16 protein-coding genes and 1 riboswitch are annotated in these 18,836 nt (G+C 71.6%); of the genes, 13 read left to right on the top strand and 3 right to left on the bottom strand.

Going from position 1 to position 18,836, the window contains the following annotated elements; translation table 11 throughout:
• Window positions 1–214: 214 nt before the first annotated feature.
• From ACH4PU_RS34060 to ACH4PU_RS34015, 10 genes are all read left to right on the top strand, one after another.
• Complete coding sequence (locus ACH4PU_RS34060) at window positions 215–823, top strand: CDP-alcohol phosphatidyltransferase family protein (RefSeq protein WP_398281130.1); 609 nt, start codon at window positions 215–217, stop codon at window positions 821–823.
• Window positions 824–919: 96 nt separating this feature from the next.
• Window positions 920–3,415 (top strand): sugar phosphate nucleotidyltransferase, encoded by a 2,496-nt coding sequence (locus ACH4PU_RS34055; RefSeq protein WP_398281127.1) that lies wholly within the window; start codon window positions 920–922, stop codon window positions 3,413–3,415.
• 101 nt (window positions 3,416–3,516) lie between these two features.
• Window positions 3,517–4,434 (top strand): DUF881 domain-containing protein, encoded by a 918-nt coding sequence (locus ACH4PU_RS34050; protein WP_398281124.1) that lies wholly within the window; start codon window positions 3,517–3,519, stop codon window positions 4,432–4,434.
• Window positions 4,431–4,763 carry a small basic family protein gene (locus tag ACH4PU_RS34045; RefSeq protein WP_004947174.1) on the top strand — a complete coding sequence of 111 codons (333 nt, stop codon included), beginning with the start codon at window positions 4,431–4,433 and terminating at the stop codon, window positions 4,761–4,763. Before ACH4PU_RS34050 ends, ACH4PU_RS34045 begins: the two co-directional genes overlap by 4 nt.
• Before the next feature lie 5 nt (window positions 4,764–4,768).
• Window positions 4,769–5,665, top strand: coding sequence for a DUF881 domain-containing protein (locus tag ACH4PU_RS34040; protein ID WP_398281120.1), 897 nt, complete (start codon window positions 4,769–4,771; stop codon window positions 5,663–5,665).
• A 130-nt stretch (window positions 5,666–5,795) separates the two neighbouring features.
• The gene (locus ACH4PU_RS34035; protein ID WP_398281117.1) at window positions 5,796–6,632 is read left to right on the top strand and encodes an FHA domain-containing protein; all 837 of its coding nucleotides are present in this window, start codon (window positions 5,796–5,798) and stop codon (window positions 6,630–6,632) included.
• A gap of 73 nt (window positions 6,633–6,705) precedes the next feature.
• Entirely contained in the window at window positions 6,706–7,488 is a 783-nt protein-coding gene (locus ACH4PU_RS34030) for a MerR family transcriptional regulator (protein WP_398281114.1), read from the top strand.
• 77 nt (window positions 7,489–7,565) lie between these two features.
• Window positions 7,566–8,039: a bifunctional nuclease family protein gene (locus ACH4PU_RS34025; RefSeq protein ID WP_004947186.1), complete on the top strand. Its 474-nt coding sequence runs from the start codon at window positions 7,566–7,568 to the stop codon at window positions 8,037–8,039.
• A 201-nt stretch (window positions 8,040–8,240) separates the two neighbouring features.
• Window positions 8,241–8,975 (top strand): MerR family transcriptional regulator, encoded by a 735-nt coding sequence (locus tag ACH4PU_RS34020; protein ID WP_398281111.1) that lies wholly within the window; start codon window positions 8,241–8,243, stop codon window positions 8,973–8,975.
• Between the two features lie 135 nt (window positions 8,976–9,110).
• Window positions 9,111–10,538, top strand: a complete 1,428-nt coding sequence (locus tag ACH4PU_RS34015; RefSeq protein WP_398281108.1) for a DNA polymerase IV — start codon at window positions 9,111–9,113, stop codon at window positions 10,536–10,538.
• Window positions 10,539–10,812: 274 nt separating this feature from the next.
• Here ACH4PU_RS34015 and ACH4PU_RS34010 read toward each other — a convergent pair whose 3' ends face one another.
• Window positions 10,813–11,181: a PRC-barrel domain-containing protein gene (locus ACH4PU_RS34010; protein ID WP_398281105.1), complete on the bottom strand. Its 369-nt coding sequence runs from the start codon at window positions 11,179–11,181 to the stop codon at window positions 10,813–10,815.
• Between the two features lie 191 nt (window positions 11,182–11,372).
• Window positions 11,373–11,494: riboswitch (glycine riboswitch) on the top strand.
• Between the two features lie 190 nt (window positions 11,495–11,684).
• Here ACH4PU_RS34010 and gcvP point away from each other — a divergent pair.
• Entirely contained in the window at window positions 11,685–14,570 is a 2,886-nt protein-coding gene (gcvP, locus tag ACH4PU_RS34005) for an aminomethyl-transferring glycine dehydrogenase (RefSeq protein ID WP_398281102.1), read from the top strand.
• A gap of 79 nt (window positions 14,571–14,649) precedes the next feature.
• On the opposite strand, the gene ACH4PU_RS34000 is transcribed toward gcvP, so the two are convergent.
• Together ACH4PU_RS34000 and ACH4PU_RS33995 are read right to left on the bottom strand one after the other, a co-directional pair.
• A complete protein-coding gene (locus ACH4PU_RS34000; RefSeq protein ID WP_004947198.1) occupies window positions 14,650–14,856 on the bottom strand; it encodes a DUF5999 family protein in 207 nt (68 codons plus the stop codon).
• Between the two features lie 344 nt (window positions 14,857–15,200).
• Window positions 15,201–15,797 (bottom strand): hypothetical protein, encoded by a 597-nt coding sequence (locus ACH4PU_RS33995; RefSeq protein WP_398281098.1) that lies wholly within the window; start codon window positions 15,795–15,797, stop codon window positions 15,201–15,203.
• A gap of 478 nt (window positions 15,798–16,275) precedes the next feature.
• Here ACH4PU_RS33995 and ACH4PU_RS33990 point away from each other — a divergent pair, with 478 nt between their 5' ends.
• On the top strand, window positions 16,276–17,772 hold the full coding sequence (locus tag ACH4PU_RS33990) for a glutamate--cysteine ligase (protein ID WP_398281095.1): 1,497 nt from the start codon (window positions 16,276–16,278) through the stop codon (window positions 17,770–17,772).
• 311 nt (window positions 17,773–18,083) lie between these two features.
• Window positions 18,084–18,821 (top strand): CPBP family intramembrane glutamic endopeptidase, encoded by a 738-nt coding sequence (locus ACH4PU_RS33985; protein WP_398281149.1) that lies wholly within the window; start codon window positions 18,084–18,086, stop codon window positions 18,819–18,821.
• Window positions 18,822–18,836: the final 15 nt, after the last annotated feature.

Genomic DNA, 18,836 nt, shown 5'->3' with positions numbered 1-18,836 from the left:
GGACCGTGTGGGAGAGTAGGACGCCGCCGAGCAAATTTTGACAGTAAGCCCTGGTGGGGAGCATCGCTCCCTGCCAGGGCTTACTTGCGTTTACGGCACCTTCGCGCTCGTTTACGGCGCCTTGGCACTGCGCCCACCCGCGCATACCGACCGCCCCGGCTACCGGTAAGGTCAAGAAGAAATCAACAGGAACCGTCCCACAGGAGGCCCCCGGGTGGAGGTCCATGAGACGCGCGTACAGACCGACCGCGTCCTCACCATCCCCAACATCCTCAGCATGGCTCGCCTCGTCGGCGTCCCCCTCTTCCTGTGGCTGATCCTCCAGCCCGTCTTCGACGGGCCGAACTGCGACGGATGGGCGCTGCTGGTGCTGGCGTTGAGCGGCGTCAGCGACTACCTCGACGGGAAGCTCGCACGGCGCTGGAACCAGATCAGCAGCCTCGGCCGGCTGCTCGACCCCGCCGCCGACCGGCTGTACATCCTCTCCACACTGGTCGGAATGACCTGGCGGGAGATCCTGCCGCTCTGGCTCACCGCGGCCCTCCTGGCCCGCGAGGCGATGCTGCTGGTCATGGTGGGGATCCTGCGACGGCACGGATACCCGCCGCCCCAGGTGAACTTCCTGGGCAAGGCCGCGACCTTCAACTTGATGTACGCGTTCCCGCTGCTGCTTCTCAGTGACAATGACAGCTGGGTCCAGCTGCCCGCCACTATTTTCGGATGGGCGTTCGCCGGATGGGGTACAACCCTCTATTGGTGGGCAGGAATCCTCTATGTGGTTCAAGTCCGCCGACTGGTCAAGGCGGATACCACAGCCGACTGATCCCGTCGTAGCCGTACGTTCACGCGTACGTACAACGGAGGCGATCGAGGGGATTTAGTCGGTGGTCCGTCATCTCTCAAGGAGGACGCTTCCGACATGAAGGCCGTCGTGATGGCCGGTGGCGAAGGCACCCGCCTTCGCCCCATGACCTCAAGCATGCCCAAGCCGCTCCTGCCGGTGGCCAACCGCCCGATCATGGAGCACGTACTCCGGCTCCTCAAACGGCACGGGCTCACGGAGACGGTGGTCACCGTCCAGTTCCTCGCCTCACTGGTGAAGAACTACTTCGGTGACGGCGAGGAGCTCGGCATGGAGCTCACCTACGCCAACGAGGAAAAGCCACTCGGCACGGCGGGCAGCGTCAAGAATGCGGAAGAGGCCCTCAAGGACGACACCTTCCTCGTCATCTCGGGCGACGCCCTCACCGATTTCGACCTGACGGATCTCATCCGCTTCCACAAGGAAAAGGGCGCCCTCGTCACCGTCTGCCTCACCCGGGTGCCCAACCCGCTCGAATTCGGCATCACCATCGTGGACGACGCCGGAAAGGTCGAGCGCTTCCTGGAGAAGCCGACCTGGGGCCAGGTCTTCTCCGACACCGTGAACACGGGCATCTACGTCATGGAGCCCGAGGTCTTCGACTACGTGGCGCCCGACGTCCCGGTCGACTGGTCGGGTGACGTCTTCCCCCAGCTGATGAAGGAAGGCAAGCCCATCTACGGCTACGTCGCCGAGGGCTACTGGGAGGACGTCGGCACCCACGAGAGCTACGTCAAGGCCCAGGCCGACGTCCTCGAGCGCAAGGTGGACGTCGACATAGACGGCTTCGAGATCTCGCCCGGCGTCTGGGTCGCCGAGGGCGCCGAGGTCCACCCCGACGCCGAACTCCGCGGCCCCCTCTACATCGGCGACTACGCCAAGGTCGAGGCCGGCGCCGAGATCCGCGAGCACACCGTCGTCGGCTCCAACGTCGTCGTCAAGAGCGGCGCGTTCCTGCACAAGGCCGTCGTCCACGACAACGTCTACATCGGCCAGCAGAGCAACTTGCGCGGCTGCGTCGTCGGCAAGAACACCGACATCATGCGCGCCTCCCGGATCGAGGACGGCGCCGTCATCGGCGACGAGTGCCTCGTCGGCGAGGAATCGATCATCCAGGGGAACGTCCGCGTCTACCCCTTCAAGACGATCGAGGCCGGCGCGTTCGTCAACACCTCGGTCATCTGGGAGTCTCGCGGCCAGGCGCACCTGTTCGGGGCGCGCGGGGTGTCCGGCATCCTCAACGTCGAGATCACCCCCGAGCTGGCCGTCCGGCTGGCCGGCGCGTACGCCACGACGCTCAAGAAGGGCGCCACGGTCACCACGGCCCGCGATCACTCCCGAGGCGCGCGCGCCCTCAAACGGGCCGTTATCTCGGCCCTCCAGGCCAGCGCCATCGAGGTACGGGACCTGGAGAACGTCCCGCTGCCCGTGGCGCGGCAGCAGACCGCGCGGGGCAGCGCCGGCGGCATCATGATCCGCACCACGCCGGGGGTGCCGGACTCCGTCGACATCATGTTCTTCGACGAGCGCGGCGCCGACCTGTCGCAGGCCGGGCAGCGGAAGCTGGACCGGGTCTACGCCCGCCAGGAGTACCGGCGCGCGTTCCCCGGCGAGATCGGCGACCTGTCCTTCCCGTCGAGCGTCTACGACTCGTACACGGGCTCGCTGCTGCGGTCCGTCGACACCACGGGCGTCGCCGAGGCCGGGCTGAAGGTCGTCGTGGACGCGTCCAACGGCAGCGCCGGCCTCGTCCTCCCCAGCCTCCTCGGCCGACTCGGCGTGGAGGCGCTGACCATCAACTCCGGGCTGGACGAGGCGCGGCCCACCGAGACCGCCGACGCCCGGCGGTCCGGCCTGGTGCGGCTCGGGGAGATCGTCGCCTCCGCCCGGGCCGCGTTCGGTGTGCGGTTCGACCCCGTCGGCGAGCGGATCTCGCTGGTGGACGAGCGCGGGCGGATCGTCGAGGACGACCGCGCGCTGCTGGTCCTGCTCGACCTGGTCGCCGCCGAGCGGCGGTCCGGCCGGGTGGCGCTGCCGGTCACCACGACCCGGATCGCCGAGCAGGTGGCCGCCTACCACGGTACGCAGGTGGAGTGGACGACGACCTCGCCGGACGACCTGACCCGGGTCGGCCGGGCGGACTCGACCATCTTCGGCGGCGACGGGCGCGGCGGCTTCATCGTGCCGGAGTCCAGCAGCGTGTTCGACGGCACGGCGGCGTTCGTCCGGCTGGTCGGCCTGGTGGCCCGTACGCAGCTCACGCTCAGCCAGATCGACGCCCGGATCCCCCGGGCGCACGTCCTGCGGCGCGACCTGGCCACGCCGTGGGCGGTAAAGGGCCTGGTGATGCGTCAGGTGGTCGAGGCGGCCGGGGACCGCTCGGTCGACACGACCGACGGCGTCCGGGTCGTCGAGGCCGACGGGCGGTGGGTGATGGTGCTCCCCGACCCGGCCGAGGCCGTGACGCACCTGTGGGCCGAGGGGCCTGACGACGCGTCCGCCCAGGCGCTGCTGGACGAGTGGTCCGCCGTGGTGGACGGCGCGGGCCGCTAGCGGCCCGGACGGCACGCGAGGGCGTCGTCTTCCCGGTCCCGTTCCGGCACGCCGGTGGGGCCATTGGGAGACGACGCCCCCGACGTGCGACGATGTGCGGCATGTCGCAGCAGCCCCCCGTTCGGAGGACCCCCGCACCGCCGCCGCGCCCCGACGCCTCCATGTCGCTGCTGACCAATGTGATGGACCACAGCCTGGACGACGGCTACGCGGAGGCGGCGGCCCGGCGGGCCGAGGGCGGCCAGGGGCTGCCGGGCAAGCTCCGGGCGAGGCTGGGGCTGGCCGCGGCGCTGCTGCTGGCCGCCGTGGTGGTGACGCTCGGTGCCGCGCAGGCGCGCATATCGGCACCGACGCTGGCCAAGGAGCGCGAGCAGCTCATCGGCCGCATCGAGAAGGAGACGGCGGCGGCGGACGCGCTGCAGAAGAACGTCAACGGGCTGCGGGAGAGCGTCGGGGACCGGCAGCGAGAGGCCCTGGAGGAACACGGCGGCGACAAGGCCGAGTTGGTGTCCCTGCTCGCCGGGGCCACGCCGGTGCACGGCCCCGGGGTCAAGGTGGTCGTCGACGACGCCAAGCAGGCGAAGAGCGGGGGCGGCGGCCCCCGGGAGAGCAGCGGCTTCTCCGACACCGGCCGGGTGCGCGACCGCGATATGCAACGCGTCGTCAACGGCCTCTGGCAGGCCGGTGCGGAGGCCGTCGCGATCAATGACCAGCGCCTGACCTCGTTGTCGGCGATCAGGGCGGCCGGGGACGCCATACTGGTGGACAACAAGCCGCTGGCGCCGCCGTACACGGTGCTGGCGATCGGCGACGGCCGGCGGATGAGCACCTCGTTCCAGGACAGCGTCGACGGCCAGTACCTGCACGTCCTCCAGCAGAACTACGGGGTCAGGGCCTCCATCTCCGTCGAGGACGACATCCGGCTGTCGCCCGCGCCGAGTCTGACCGTACGAACCGCACGGCCGCAGGGGGGCGGCGCGGCCGGCCGCGCCGCCGACACAGGGAAGGGCACATCGTGATCGCCGTATTGGGCCTCATCGTGGGAGTCGTGGTCGGACTGGTCGTCCGCCCCGTGGTGCCGACGGCGGTCGAGCCCTACCTCCCCATCGCCGTCGTCGCGGCCCTGGACGCGGTGTTCGGCGGGCTCCGGGCGATGCTGGACGGCATCTTCGACGACAAGGTCTTCGTGGTGTCGTTCCTGTCGAACGTGGTCGTCGCGGCCCTCATCGTCTTCCTGGGCGACAAACTGGGCGTCGGGGCGCAGTTGTCCACCGGTGTGGTGGTCGTCCTGGGCATCCGCATCTTCTCCAACGCCGCCGCCATCCGGCGGCACGTGTTCCGGGCGTGAGGCCGATGAGCGACGACGACACGCCCGGGCGGCCGGAGGACACGCCCGGTCGGGGAGAGCAGGAGCGGAAGGCGTCCGCGCCGGGCGGTCCCGAGGCGCGGCCGGCTGGGGAAGCGGAAGGTCCGGAGGACGCCGGCGGGACGCGCCGGGACTCCGCGCCCGAGCCGCCCGCCGAACCGCCCCTGACGGGCCGTCAGCGGCTGGTGAAGGGCCTGTGGCCGCCCCGGTTCACCCGGGCCCAGCTGACCGTCGCCCTGCTGCTGTGCGTGCTGGGTCTGGGTCTGGCGATCCAGGTGCGGTCGAACAGCGAGAGCAGCGTGCTGCGTGGTGCGCGCCAGGAGGACCTGGTGCGGATCCTGGACGAACTCGACAACCGCACCAAGCGGCTCGAGGACGAGAAGCGGAAGCTGGAGGGCCAGCGGACGGAGCTGGAGAGCAGCTCGAACCAGGCCGCCGAGGCCCGTAAGCAGACGGCGCAGAAGGAGCAGCAGCTCGGCATCCTGGCGGGCACGGTGGCCGCCCAGGGGCCCGGCATCGTCCTCACGGTGAGCGACGGCAAGGGGGCGGTGGAGCCCGACATGCTGCTGGACACCGTCCAGGAGCTGCGGGCGGCCGGCGCCGAGGCGATCCAGCTCAACGATGTCCGGGTGGCCGCCGACACATATTTCTCCGGTGGCGCGGGGAAGGTGGAGATCGACGGCAAGAAGGTGTCGCAGCCTTACAAGTTCAAGGTCATCGGCAAGCCCGACGATCTGAAGCCCGCTCTCAACATCCCCGGTGGTGTGGTGCAGACTCTGCAGAAGGAGCAGGCCGGGGTCGACATCTCCCGGTCTGAGAAGATCGTTGTCGACGCCTTGCGTCCGGCGAAGCGGCCTGACTACGCTCGGTCGTCATCGCGGTGAGGCGGGCGAACGCAGGGGTTCTGCGGGGAGGGCGGGGACTTGCGGGGGGTCGGCGCACCAAGACGGGGGTGCGTGATGGAAACTGTCCATCGGCCTTGGACGTTGTAAGGATGTCCAGGTCGGACGGTGTGTGCAGCGAGGTTTTGTCCTGCCCCACGGGCGGGTCTGTTTCGGTCAAGGGGAATCGCCCGTGAAGTTGTTTGCGAAGTTGTTCGGCAAGAGCTCCCGCCAGAGCGGCGGCGGTTCCGCGCGTCACCGGGCCCAGGCCCCGGTGGAAGGCGATGAGCGGGGCCAGGAGGGGCGTCCCCTCTTCCGCGACCAGGCGGGTGTCCACGGCGGCGCCCAGGGGGGCCAGGGAGTTCCTCCCGGCGATCCCACGGCGACCGCGCGCATAGGTCTCGGTACGCCGATGTCGGGTGCGGGGGAAGGGGCTGCGTTGCCGGTCTGTACGAGGTGTGGTCATCGGAACGGCGAGAACAGCCGGTTCTGCTCCAACTGCGGTGCGCCGCTGCGGCCGGGTGCCGTCGCCGAGCGCGCCTCGGAGACCACGTCCACGATCTCCATCTCCGGTCTGGAGGCGTACGACTCCGAGACCACCGGCCAGACGGCCATCCCGTCGCTCTCCCCGGAGGCCCAGGCCGCCGTGGAGGCGCTGCCGCTGGGTTCGGCGCTGCTGGTCGTCCGGCGCGGTCCGAACTCGGGCAGCCGCTTCCTGCTGGACGGCGAGGTGACCACGGCGGGCCGCCACCCGCAGAGCGACATCTTCCTCGACGACGTCACGGTCTCGCGCCGCCACGTGGAGTTCCGGCGGGGGCAGGACGGCGGCTTCAGCGTCACGGACGTCGGCAGCCTCAACGGCACGTACGTGAACCGGGAGCAGATCGACTCGGTGGTGCTGTCGAACGGCGACGAGGTGCAGATCGGCAAGTACCGCCTGGTCTTCTTCGGCAGCCAGCGGGCCATCTGACCCCTCCCGGACGTGGTCCGGGAGGCCGGCCGCCCGGGAGACAGCCGCCGGGAGGACAGCAAGGGATAGGGCCATGCTTCAGACACCGTCGGGCGGTGCCGGCTCCTCTGGCACCGTCGGTGCGGAGGGCCGGCTGGTGAGCATCGGAACGGTGCTCAACCTGCTGCGCGAGGAGTTCCCCGAGGTCACCATCTCCAAGATCCGTTTCCTGGAGGCGGAGGGCCTGGTCGAACCGCAGCGCACGCCGTCCGGTTACCGCAAGTTCAGTACGGCGGACGTGGAGCGGCTCGCCCAGGTGCTGCGGATGCAGCGCGACCACTACCTGCCGCTGAAGGTCATCCGCGAGCACCTGGACGCGCTGGCCCGCGGCGAGCGGATCCCGCTGCCCGCCCCCGGGCAGCCCCGGGACGGCCTCGACCTCGGGGAGCTCGTCGAAGGGCCCGAGGATCCGGTGGAGGCCGCACCCGAGCCCGTTCCCGTGGGGCCCGGAGGGCGGATCGGCCGCGCCGAGCTGCTGGAGCTCACCGGGGTCACCGAGGGTGAGCTCGTGGAATGGGAGTCGTACGGGCTGGTCGTCCCCCACCCGGACGGCGGATTCGGCGCCGACTCCGTGGCCGTCGCCCGCCTCGTCGCCGACCTGGGACGATTCGGGCTGGAGCCGCGGCACCTACGGGCCGTGAAGGCCGCGGCGGACCGCGAGGCGGGTCTGGTCGAACAGGTGGTCGCACCCCTGCGCAGGCATCGCAACCCGCAGACCAGGGCCCATGCCGAGGCCACCGCCCGGGAGCTCGCCGGGCTGTCCGTCCGGCTGCACGCGGCGCTGGTGCGCTCGGCGCTCCAGCCGCGCGGACAATGACCGCCCGGGCGGTGCGGACAGTGACCGAAGGCGGCCCCGACTACCCAAACCGGCCGAGCACGTCCTAGGGTTGCTGTGTGAACGAGCTCGATGTCGTGGGTGTCCGGGTGGAAATGCCCTCCAACCAACCGATCGTGCTCCTGCGCGAAGTGGGAGGCGACCGCTACCTCCCCATCTGGATCGGACCGGGGGAGGCGACGGCGATCGCCTTCGCCCAGCAGGGGATGGCTCCGGCCCGACCGCTGACCCACGACCTGTTCAAGGACGTGCTGGAGGCGGTGGGGCAGCAGCTCGCGGAGGTCCGCATCACGGACCTGCGCGAAGGCGTGTTCTACGCGGAGCTGGTCTTCGCCAGCGGAGTCGAGGTCAGCGCCAGGCCGTCCGACGCCATAGCGCTGGCCCTGCGCACCGGAACGCCGATCTACGGCAGTGACGGGGTGCTGGACGACGCGGGGATCGCCATCCCGGACGAGCAGGAGGACGAGGTGGAGAAGTTCCGCGAGTTCCTCGACCAGATCTCGCCGGAGGACTTCGGTACCAACAGCCAGTGAGGCGGCCGGCGGGCCCCTTTCGGCAGGCTCACCAGGGCGTGCCCGGGGCCGCGGCAGGGTATTCGAGTAGCCTTTCCCCCGCGGGGACACGTAAAACCACTCTCAGGGTGATTATCACTCGGCGTGCCGAGTGTGGCGATCGTTGACGCACCCCGAGCGACTGCCTACCGTCGAGAAGGCAGGTCAAGGACGGAGGTCGGCGTGAGAAGCACGGGCGACGGTACAGCGGTCGGCAGTCCGTATCCGCTGCACGGGGGATCGGTCGAACCGGTGACCCTCCCTCATAGCCTGAACGGTGCGGGCGGTACCCCCGCCCACGGCCTGAGCGGCGTGGGAACAGCGGGGAGCACTCCCGTCCCCGGCGCGGCGGTCACCGCTCAGCGGGGGCCCCGGGCCGGCGGCTCGAGAGACGTGGACGGCGAGGGCGGCGCGGCGCCCGCCGCGGAGACCATCGGCTACCGCGGGCCCACCGCCTGCGCGGCGGCCGGCATCACCTACCGGCAGCTCGACTACTGGGCGCGCACGGGGCTCGTGGAGCCGAGCGTCCGGCCCGCGTACGGGTCCGGCAGCCAGCGGCTGTACAGCTTCCGGGACGTCGTCGTCCTCAAGATCGTCAAGCGGCTGCTGGACACCGGTGTCTCGCTGCAGAACATCCGCACCGCCGTCCGGCACCTGCGCTCCCGCGGCATGGCCGACCTCGCGCAGATGACGCTGATGAGCGACGGCGCGACGGTCTACGAGTGCGCGTCCACCGACGAGGTCGTGGGGCTCCTCCAGGGGGGCCAGGGCGTCTTCGGGATCGCCGTCGGGGTGGTCTGGCGGGACGTCGAGAGCGCGCTCGCCCAGCTCCATGGGGAGCGGGTGGACACCGGCGAGACGCTGATCGGCCACAATCCGGCGGACGAGCTGGCGCGGCGGCGCAATCGGGCGGGCTGAGGGCGGCTCCAGGCGGTACGAAGCGGGTTCGGGGTTCCTCCCCGGGCCCGCTTTCGTGTGGGCGTGACGCGGCGCGGGCGGGCTCGTCGTCGCACGTCAGCGCGATTGTCAGTGGTATGCGGGACCATTCGTGGTGTGAGAGGTTCACCGACGATCCTGCATCTCGACATGGACGCCTTCTACGCCTCGGTGGAGCAGGCGGCCAAGCCCAGCCTGCGCGGAAAGCCGGTCGTCGTGGGCGGCATCGGTCCGCGCGGTGTGGTGGCCACCGCGTCGTACGAGGCGCGGGTCTTCGGGGTGCACTCGGCCATGGCCACGGCCCAGGCCCGCCGGCTGTGCCCCAACGCGGCCTATCTGACCCCGCGCTTCAGCCTGTACCAGCAGGTGAGCGGCGTGGTCATGGGGCTGCTGGGCGAGCTGTCGCCGCTGGTGGAGCCGCTCAGTCTCGACGAGGCGTTCGTCGACCTGGAGGCGGGCGGCGTCGAGCCGGACTCTGGGGCCGTACGGGCGGTGGGGGAGCGCCTGCGCAGGGACATCCTGGCGGCGACGGGGGTCAGCGGGTCGGTGGGGCTCGCCGGGTCCAAGATGCTCGCCAAGATCGCCTCCGAGCAGGCGAAGCCGGACGGGCTGGTCGTCATCGAGCCGGGCACGGAGCTGGAGCTGCTGGGGCCCCTGCCGGTGCGGACGATCCCGGGCGTCGGGCCCGCCACCGCCGAGACGCTGCGGCGCGCGGGCATCCACACGGTGGCGGAGACGGCCGAGGCGGGGGAGGCGGAGTTGGTGCGGCTGCTGGGCAAGGCGCACGGGGCCGGGCTCCACGCCCTGGCGACCGGCCATGACGACCGGCCCGTCGTGGCCGAGCGGGACGCGAAGTCCGTTTCCGTGGAGGACACCTTCGCCGAGGACCTGACCGACCGGACGCGTGTGCAGCTGGAGCTCGCTCGCCTCGCCGACCGCTGCGTCCGGCGGCTGCGCGCGGCCGGGCGGTCGGGGCGGACGGTCGTCATCAAGGTGCGGCGGTACGACTTCTCGACGCTGACGCGCTCCGAGACGCTCCGGGGGCCGACGGACGATCCCGCGGTGGTCCGGGAGGCGGCCGCCCGGTTGCTGGAGGGGGTTGATACGACGGCGGGGGTGCGGTTGCTGGGGGTGGGGGTGAGCGGGCTCGCCGATTACACGCAGGAGGATCTGTTCGCGCAGGCGCGGGCCGCTGAGGCCGCGGGGGCGGCCGCGGACGAGGGAGGGCTGACGGATGCCGAGGGGGCGCCCGAGACGAGGGCGGACGACGACGCGTCGCCGGCCCGGCGGTGGCTGCCGGGGCTGGACGTGGTGCATCGGGAGCTCGGGCGGGGGTGGGTGCAGGGGAGCGGGCTCGGGCGGGTCACCGTGCGGTTCGAGGAGCCGTGGTCGGTGGCTCCTGGGCGGGTGCGGACCTTCGCCGTCGACGAGCCCGGGCTGGAGCCTGCCGAGCCGGTGCCGTTGATCCGGCCTTCGGGGGAGGGCGCCTCCCGGGGGCGGGTCGCCGGTGAACCGGCGGAGGGGACGGTTCGGTCGCGGGCTTGAGCGGGTCGGTGTCCTAGTGTGTCGGTCCTGCCCGGCGTGGTGGGGTGCCCCGATCCCGCCCTTTCACCGTTTCTTGCGGGGGCGAGCCCCCGCACCCCCGAAACCGCGCTCCGCGCGGTTGTCCTCAAACGTCGGACGGGCTGGATAGTCAGCCCGTCCGGCGTTTGAGGACGAGCGGCGAAGCCGCGACAAGCGGGGTCTGGGGCGCAGCCCCAGGAAACGGTGAAAGGGCGGGACCGGGGCACCCCACCGCCTCTGCGGGCACCCTCGCGGTTCAGCGGTCGGCGTCCCGCTCCCGCCCGCCCGTCCCGGGCGCCGGCGTGTCCGGGCCCGGCAAGGGCATGCGGTAGTGGTGGTAGAGGCGGAGTTCCTGTTCGGGGGAGAGATGGCGGCCCACTCCCAGGTCGGGGGCGGTTCTGATGAGGGTGCGGTCGTAGGGGATGCGCAGGGACTCGTCGACGACCTCGCTCGGTTCCAGGGGGACGAAGGCGTCGCGGCCGAAGAGGCCGGTGCGTACGGCCGCCCACTCGGGTTCGCCGGTGGCGTCGTCGAGGTAGACCTCGTCCACCGTGCCGATCTTCGCGCCGTCGCGGTCGTACGCTTTACGGCCGATCAGGGTCCGAGGATCGATATCCGACTGCATCTGTCCTCCCGGGAGTCACTTCTGTCCCCTCTCTGTCCCCTGGTTTCCCCGGGAGACCTCTCGCAAAGCCCGGAAAAACCCTCGGGAGGCGAGATAAGCCGCCAATCAGGAGTAATGGGGGAGCCCGCGGAAAAGCACCGGCCGGGAGATCCGTCGTCGGCATCGCCGCTGGTAGGCTGGCGATTGGCTGTGGACCCCGCGCGGGAGAGTCCTCCAGGAGCCGGAGAGGCATCCGCCTCGACGGGTCCGACGGGGGCGCCGAAGGAGCAAATCCTCCCCGGAATCTCTCAGGCACCCGTACCGCGCGGACGAGGTCACTCTGGAAAGCAGGGCGGGCACCGGACCGGGCACCATGCCGAGCCCCTCCTCACCGACGGTGAAAGCCGGGTCGCGTCACCAGGACCCGGTGAAGCTCTCAGGTCGAGATGACAGAGGGGGAGGCCGTCCGGGTACCCGCGCCGTGGTACCCCTCGCAGGTCGCAATGACCAGGAGGCCCCCGCAGATGACCGCCCACCGCATCGCCCTCTCCGACCTGGAGCGCGGCACTCCCTTCGCCGGCCGCCACATAGGCCCCGACAGCGGGGCGCAGGCGAAGATGCTCGCCCATGTCGGCTTCGGCTCGCTGGACGAACTCACCGCCGCCGCCGTGCCGGACGTGATCAAGAGCGCCGAGGCGCTCCGGCTGCCCGCGCCCCGCGGCGAGGCCGAGGTGATCGCCGAGCTGCGCGGTCTCGCGGACCGCAACCAGGTGCTCGTGCCCATGATCGGACTCGGCTACCACGGCACGTTCACCCCGCCGGTGATCCTCCGCAACGTCATGGAGAACCCGGCCTGGTACACGGCGTACACCCCGTACCAGCCGGAGATCTCCCAGGGCCGCCTGGAGGCCCTGCTCAACTTCCAGACCGTCGTCGCCGACCTCACCGGGCTGCCCACCTCCGGCGCGTCCCTGCTCGACGAGGGCACCGCCGCCGCCGAGGCGATGGCGCTCTCGCGGCGCGTGGGCAAGGTCAAGGACGGGGTGTTCCTCGTCGACGCCGACGCCCTGCCGCAGACCGTGGCCGTCATCGAGACCCGCGCCGAGCCGACCGGCGTCGAGGTCGTCGTCGCCGACCTCTCCGCCGGCATCCCGGACGAGATCGCCGAGCGCGGCGTCTTCGGCGTGCTGCTCCAGTACCCGGGCGCCTCCGGTGCCGTCCGCGACCTGCGGCCGGTCATCGAGCGGGCGCACGAGCTGGGTGCGATCGTCACCGTCGCCGCCGACCTGCTGGCGCTGACGCTGCTCACCCCGCCCGGCGAGCTGGGCGCCGACATCGCCGTCGGCACCAGCCAGCGGTTCGGCGTGCCGATGGGCTTCGGCGGGCCGCACGCCGGTTACATGGCCGTCCGCGAGCAGTTCGCGCGCAGCCTGCCCGGCCGCCTCGTCGGCGTCTCCGTCGACGCGGACGGCGACAAGGCGTACCGCCTGGCCCTCCAGACCCGCGAGCAGCACATCCGCCGCGAGAAGGCCACCAGCAACATCTGCACCGCGCAGGTGCTCCTCGCCGTCATGGCCGGGATGTACGCCGTGTACCACGGGCCCGACGGGCTCACCGGCATCGCCCGCCGTGTGCACCGGTACGCCACGCTGCTCGCCGAGGGCCTGCGGGCCGGCGGCGTCGAGGTCGTGCACGGCGCGTACTTCGACACCGTCACCGCGCGGGTGCCGGGCCGGGCGGACGAGATCGTCGCCGCCGCCCTGGAGCAGGGCGTCAACCTGCGCCGGACGGACGCCGACACCGTCGGCATCGCCTGCGACGAGACCACCACCCGCGAGCACCTGGCCGCCGTCTGGGCCGCGTTCGGGGTGACCGCCGACGTCGAGGCGCTGGACGCCGGCACCGCCGACGCGCTCCCCGAGGGGCTGCTGCGAGGCTCCGGCTTCCTCGCCCACCCGGTCTTCCACCAGCACCGCTCCGAGACCGCGATGCTGCGCTACCTGCGCCGCCTCGCCGACCGGGACTACGCGCTGGACCGGGGCATGATCCCGCTGGGCTCCTGCACCATGAAGCTCAACGCGACGACCGAGATGGAGCCGGTCACCTGGCCGGAGTTCGGCGCGCTGCACCCGTTCGCCCCGGCGGAGCAGGCCGAGGGCTACCTCACGCTCATCCGCGAGCTGGAGGAGCGGCTGGCCGAGGTCACCGGCTACGACAAGGTCTCGCTCCAGCCCAACGCCGGTTCGCAGGGCGAGCTGGCCGGTCTGCTGGCCGTCCGCGCCTACCACCGTGCCAACGGCGACGAGCAGCGGACCGTGTGCCTCATCCCGTCCTCCGCGCACGGCACCAACGCGGCCAGCGCCGTGATGGCCGGCATGCGCGTCGTCGTGGTGAAGACGGGCGAGGACGGCGAGGTCGACGCCGACGACCTGCGCGGCAAGATCGAGAAGCACCGCGACGAGCTGGCCGTCCTCATGGTCACCTACCCGTCCACGCACGGCGTGTTCGAGGAGCACATCAGCGAGATCTGTGCCCTCGTCCACGAGGCGGGCGGCCAGGTGTACGTGGACGGCGCCAACCTCAACGCCCTGGTGGGGGTGGCGAAGCCGGGCGAGTTCGGGGGCGACGTCTCGCACCTGAACCTGCACAAGACCTTCTGCATCCCGCACGGCGGCGGCGGTCCGGGCGTCGGCCCCGTCGCCGTCCGCGCGCACCTCGCGCCGTACCTGCCCAACCACCCGCTCCAGCCCGCCGCGGGCCCGGAGACCGGGGTCGGCCCGATCTCGGCCGCGCCGTGGGGCTCGGCCGGCATCCTGCCGATCTCCTGGGCGTACGTCCGGCTGATGGGCGGCGAGGGCCTCAAGGCCGCGACCCAGGTCGCGGTGCTGAGCGCCAACTACATCGCCAAGCGCCTGGAGCCGCACTACCCGGTGCTCTACACCGGTCCCAACGGCCTCGTCGCCCACGAGTGCATCGTCGACCTCCGGCCGCTCACCAAGGCCACCGGCGTCACCGTCGACGACGTCGCCAAGCGCCTGATCGACTACGGCTTCCATGCGCCGACGATGTCGTTCCCGGTGGCCGGCACACTGATGATCGAGCCCACCGAGAGCGAGGACCTGGGCGAACTCGACCGGTTCTGCGAGGCGATGATCGCGATCCGCGCGGAGATCGAGAAGGTCGGCTCCGGCGAGTGGGACAAGGACGACAACCCGCTGCGCAACGCCCCGCACACCGCCGCGTCGATCGCCGGTGCGTGGGAGCGCCCGTACGACCGGGAGACGGCGGTCTTCCCGGGCGGCGTCTCCGCGGCCGACAAGTACTGGCCGCCGGTGCGCCGGGTCGACGGTGCGTTCGGTGACCGCAACCTCGTCTGCTCCTGCCCGCCGCTGGACGAGTACGAGGGCTAGGCGGCAGGCCCGTCACACGGGGAGGGCCGGTCCGGCGGGAACGCCGGGCCGGCCCTTTCGTCGCGTCGTACGTGGTACGTCAGGCCGCCGTCACCACATGCTCGGCGCCGAGCGGCCGGTGCGGGGCGATGATCTGCCCGTCCGGCAGCAGTTCGCCGGTGTCCTCGAAGCAGAGGACGCCGTTGCACAGCAGGCTCCAGCCCTGCTGGGGGAAGTGCGCCACGAGGTGGGCGGCTTCCCGGTCGGCGGAATCGGCTGACGGGCACGCGGGATGGTGCTGGCACATGGGAGGGTTCTTTCGCTGGGATGTCTCTGCTGCTGTCGCTGTGCTGCGGCTCGATGCGGTGGTCATGCCGCCCCCCGTGACGATGTGGTCTGTCGGTCCCAGTGTTGCCCTACGGGCGTGATTCCGCAGGGATTTCGTAGCAGCGGTCCGCTGTGGAGGAAGACGCGTCACCCATGCGGACGGTTGCTGTCAACAAGTCTGCTCCTTCGGTCGGTTCGGGTCGAGCTCCGCGCGCTGAGCCATGTGGGTGACATGGGGTGACAGAGGGTGCACGAGGGGCGGGAGGGGCGGAAACTACGCGGCGCCCCGCGGCCGAAGGGGTCGCGGGGCGCCGTCGGGACGTGTCAGGCGGTCTTCAGCATCGGTGCCGTGAGGTGGGACGGGGTCAGCCGGAGGGTGAGGACCGGCAGCAGGTCGGCGAAGCGGTGCGGGCGGTGGGCGGCGATGCCGGGCGGCGCGGGGGCGAGCGGCACCAGGAGGTCGCCGGGGGCGGGCAGGCCGGACTCCGCGTCGGCCGTGATGTCGCCGTGCAGCCACAAGGTGAGCATGTAGAGGCCGGGCACGGTCAGCAGGCGCGGCTGGTACGGCGTCGACAGCGACTCCGCCTGCCGCAGGGCGAGTTCGGTGGAGAGGACGTACGGTCCCTCGAAGAAGTGCGAGAACGTCCAGCCGTCGGCGGTGGGCCGGGCCTCGCCCGCGGCGATGGCGCGCTCGTCCTCCTTGATCAGGAAGCGCCATCCGGTGAGCCGGGTGCGGGGCGCGGCGCCGGCCGGGGGGTGCTGTTCCAGGACGTGGACGGGGAGCGGGAGTTCGCAGCTGAGCGCTCCCTGGGCGGCCTTCAGGGACGGGGTGCGGGTCTCCCGGACCGCGGTGGGGGAGCCGAGGGCGGTGCGGACGCTACGGAGGGCAGGCGCGGGGGCAGGGGGGATGTGCAGCGGCATGATGGGTCGCCTCTCACTTCGGAGACACGCAGGTGCTGGCAGGTGACGACGCTGTCGGTGTGCGGGGTCAGAGGGGGGCCGGGACCGCTGCCGGGGCGCCTACTCTCTGCCTCACTCCGAGTTTATACGACACATGTTCACAGGGTGTTTCGGCTAGCTGTCGCCGGTATTTCCGGCAAGGGGAAATCAGGGCCGCCTGCGGGGTCGTTTTCGGTGTTTTCGTTCCCGGTCGCGCACACCTGACCTCGGTTTCTTTCCCGGGAACGGTCGGCCGAAACTCGTCGGTGTTTATCACCAGCGCAATGCGACATGCCATGAGCTGCCGTCATGCCATCGGAATGTGCCGGAGTGCGCTTGGTTGCCAGCCTACCGGTTATACGGGGACGGGGTGAGGCGTTTCGATCGCCTCGTCTGGGCATCATCGACCGTGACGGGGACGGGCCGGCGCCGAGGGCGACCGCTGGAGGAGGACGCGTCCATGGGTGAGAAGGTCGCCGCCGTGGAGTTCGGCCTGGACGACCGGCAGCGGCATCGGGACAAGCTCCGGCAGTGCCTGGAAGGGCTGGGGAGGTTACTGGAGGAGAAGCGTTTCGACCGGCCCCGGAACCTTATGGGGCTGGAGATCGAGTTGAATCTGGCGGGCTCCGACGGAATGCCGAGCATGATGAATGCCAAGGTGCTGGAACGTATCGCGAGCCATGATTTTCAGACCGAACTCGGTCAATTCAACCTGGAAGTGAACATTGTCCCGCACCGGTTGTCGGGACGAGTTCTCGACCAACTCGCCGAGGAGCTGCGCACCGGCCTCTCCTATGCCGACCGGAAAGCCCGGGAAGTGGGCTCCCGAATAGTGATGATCGGCATTCTGCCCACGCTCGGCCAGTCCGATCTCGTCCCCGACAACTTCTCCGCCGCCGACCGTTACGCGCTTCTCAACGAGCAGGTGATGGCCGCCCGCGGCGAGGACGTCAGCATCGACATCGCCGGCGTCGAACGGCTGACCTGCACCGCGCGGTCCATCTGCCCCGAGGCCGCCTGCACTTCGGTGCAACTGCACCTCCAGGTCACCCCCGGCCGGTTCGCGGCCGTCTGGAACGCGGCCCAGGCGGTGGCCGCCGCGCAGATCGCGGTGGGCGCCAACTCCCCGTTCCTCTTCGGCCGCGAGCTGTGGCGCGAGAGCCGGCCGCCGCTGTTCGTCCAGTCCACCGACACCCGCCCGCCCGAACTGCAGGCGCAGGGCGTACGGCCACGCACCTGGTTCGGGGAGCGGTGGATCGACTCGGCGTACGAACTCTTCGAGGAGAACCTCCGCTTCTTCCCCCCGCTGCTCCCCATCAGCGGCGACGAGGACCCCCTGCGGGTGCTGGACGCGGGCGGGGTGCCGCGACTGGACGAACTCGTCCTGCACAACGGCACCGTCTACCGCTGGAACCGGCCCGTCTACGGCATCGCCGACGGCGTCCCCCACCTGCGGGTGGAGAACCGCGTCCTGCCCGCCGGCCCGACCGTCACCGACGTGCTGGCCAACACGGCGTTCTACTACGGGCTCGTCCGGGCCCTCGCGGAGGAGCCGCGCCCGGTGTGGACGCGGCTGCCGTTCGCCGCCGCGGCCGACAACTTCGACGCCGCCTGCCGGCACGGCATCGACGCCGTGCTGCGCTGGCCCAAGGGGCGCAACGGGGGCGTGGCCCAGGTGCCCGCCGTCCGGCTGGTCCGCGACGAACTGCTGCCGCTCGCCGCCGCCGGCCTCGACGCCTGGGGCGTCGAACCCGCGGACCGCGACCGCTACCTCGGCGTCATCGAGGGCCGCTGCCGCCGGCGCGCCAACGGCGCGTCCTGGCAGGCCGCCACGTACCACGCCGCGCGCGACCGCGGCCTGGACCGGCACGCCGCGCTGGCCGCCACCACGCGGCGCTACTGCGAGCTGATGGCGACCGGGGAGCCGGTGCACACCTGGCCGGTGGGGATCGCCTGACCTCGTGACTCCGCGGCTTCGCGGCTTCGCGGCTCGGCGGCTTCGCGGCTCGGCGGCCTCGCGCAAAGAGCCCCTCTGTGGTCCGGGCCCGCGGGCGTCGGGCAAGCTGGGACGACGCGGTGGCGGTCACCGCCGCGTACGGACACCCCGTACCGCCCGCGCATCGACGCGCGGGCGGTACGGCGAGGGGCGCAGGCAGGAGTGGACCACGAGTGAACAGAGCGACACGGCGGGACGACGCCCGTGACGCGGAGGAGCGTCCGGACGTCCCGGCCGGCCCGGCCGCCGTCCCCGTACCGTCGCGGCGGACGCTGCGCACCGAGACCGTCCTCGTGCTGGCCCTCTCCCTGGGCGCCAGCGGGGTCTCGGCGCTGATCAGCTTTATCGGCGCGCTCACCCGGCCGGGCGGGCTCAAGGACCAGGCGGCCCGGCTCAACACCTCCCACGCGCCCGGCCGGCCCTGGCTGGACCTGGCCTGGCAGCTGTTCGGCATCGCGACCGCGCTGGTGCCCGTCCTCCTCGTCGCCCATCTGCTGTCGCGCGAGGGCGCCGGGCTGCGGTCGATCGGATTCGACCGCAGCCGCCCCGGCTCCGACCTCGCGCGCGGCACCGCCGTCGCCGCGGTCGTGGGCGGCACGGGGCTGCTGCTCTACCTGGGCGCGCGGGCCGCCGGGTCCAACCTGACGGTGGTGCCCGAGTCGCTGCCGGACGTGTGGTGGAAGTTCCCGGTGCTGCTCGCCTCCGCCGTGCAGAACGCGGTGCTGGAGGAGGTCGTGGTCGTCGGCTACCTGCTGCGCAGGCTGGGCCAGACGGGCTGGGGGCCCCTGGCGGCGCTGGCCGCGAGCGCGGTGCTGCGCGGGTCCTACCACCTGTACCAGGGCGTCGGCGGGTTCCTCGGGAACGTGGCGATGGGCGTCCTCTTCGTCCTCCTTTACCGGCGGTGGGGACGGGTGGGGCCGCTGGTGGCGGCGCACGCGCTGATCGACATCGTGGCGTTCGCCGGGTACGCGCTGCTCGCGGGGAAGGTGGGGTGGCTGCCGACGGCGTGAGCGGCCCGGCCCCCG

The sequence above is a fragment of the Streptomyces sp. NPDC021100 genome, from assembly GCF_044333095.1.
Classification (GTDB): domain Bacteria; phylum Actinomycetota; class Actinomycetes; order Streptomycetales; family Streptomycetaceae; genus Streptomyces.
The sequence above is the reverse complement of the archived record's forward strand: the minus strand, read 5'-3'. Positions and strand labels throughout refer to the sequence as shown.

Excerpts from the sequence above, each read along its gene's own strand:
- ACH4PU_RS34055 (WP_398281127.1), top strand. The coding sequence starts at position 920 with ATGAAGGCCGTCGTGATGGCCGGTGGCGAAGGCACCCGCCTTCGCCCC.
- ACH4PU_RS34050 (WP_398281124.1), top strand. The coding sequence starts at position 3,517 with ATGTCGCAGCAGCCCCCCGTTCGGAGGACCCCCGCACCGCCGCCGCGC.
- ACH4PU_RS34040 (WP_398281120.1), top strand. The coding sequence starts at position 4,769 with ATGAGCGACGACGACACGCCCGGGCGGCCGGAGGACACGCCCGGTCGG.
- ACH4PU_RS34030 (WP_398281114.1), top strand. The coding sequence starts at position 6,706 with ATGCTTCAGACACCGTCGGGCGGTGCCGGCTCCTCTGGCACCGTCGGT.
- ACH4PU_RS34010 (WP_398281105.1), bottom strand. The coding sequence starts at position 11,181 with ATGCAGTCGGATATCGATCCTCGGACCCTGATCGGCCGTAAAGCGTAC.
- gcvP (WP_398281102.1), top strand. The coding sequence starts at position 11,685 with ATGACCGCCCACCGCATCGCCCTCTCCGACCTGGAGCGCGGCACTCCC.
- ACH4PU_RS34000 (WP_004947198.1), bottom strand. The coding sequence starts at position 14,856 with ATGTGCCAGCACCATCCCGCGTGCCCGTCAGCCGATTCCGCCGACCGG.
- ACH4PU_RS33995 (WP_398281098.1), bottom strand. The coding sequence starts at position 15,797 with ATGCCGCTGCACATCCCCCCTGCCCCCGCGCCTGCCCTCCGTAGCGTC.
- ACH4PU_RS33990 (WP_398281095.1), top strand. The coding sequence starts at position 16,276 with ATGGGTGAGAAGGTCGCCGCCGTGGAGTTCGGCCTGGACGACCGGCAG.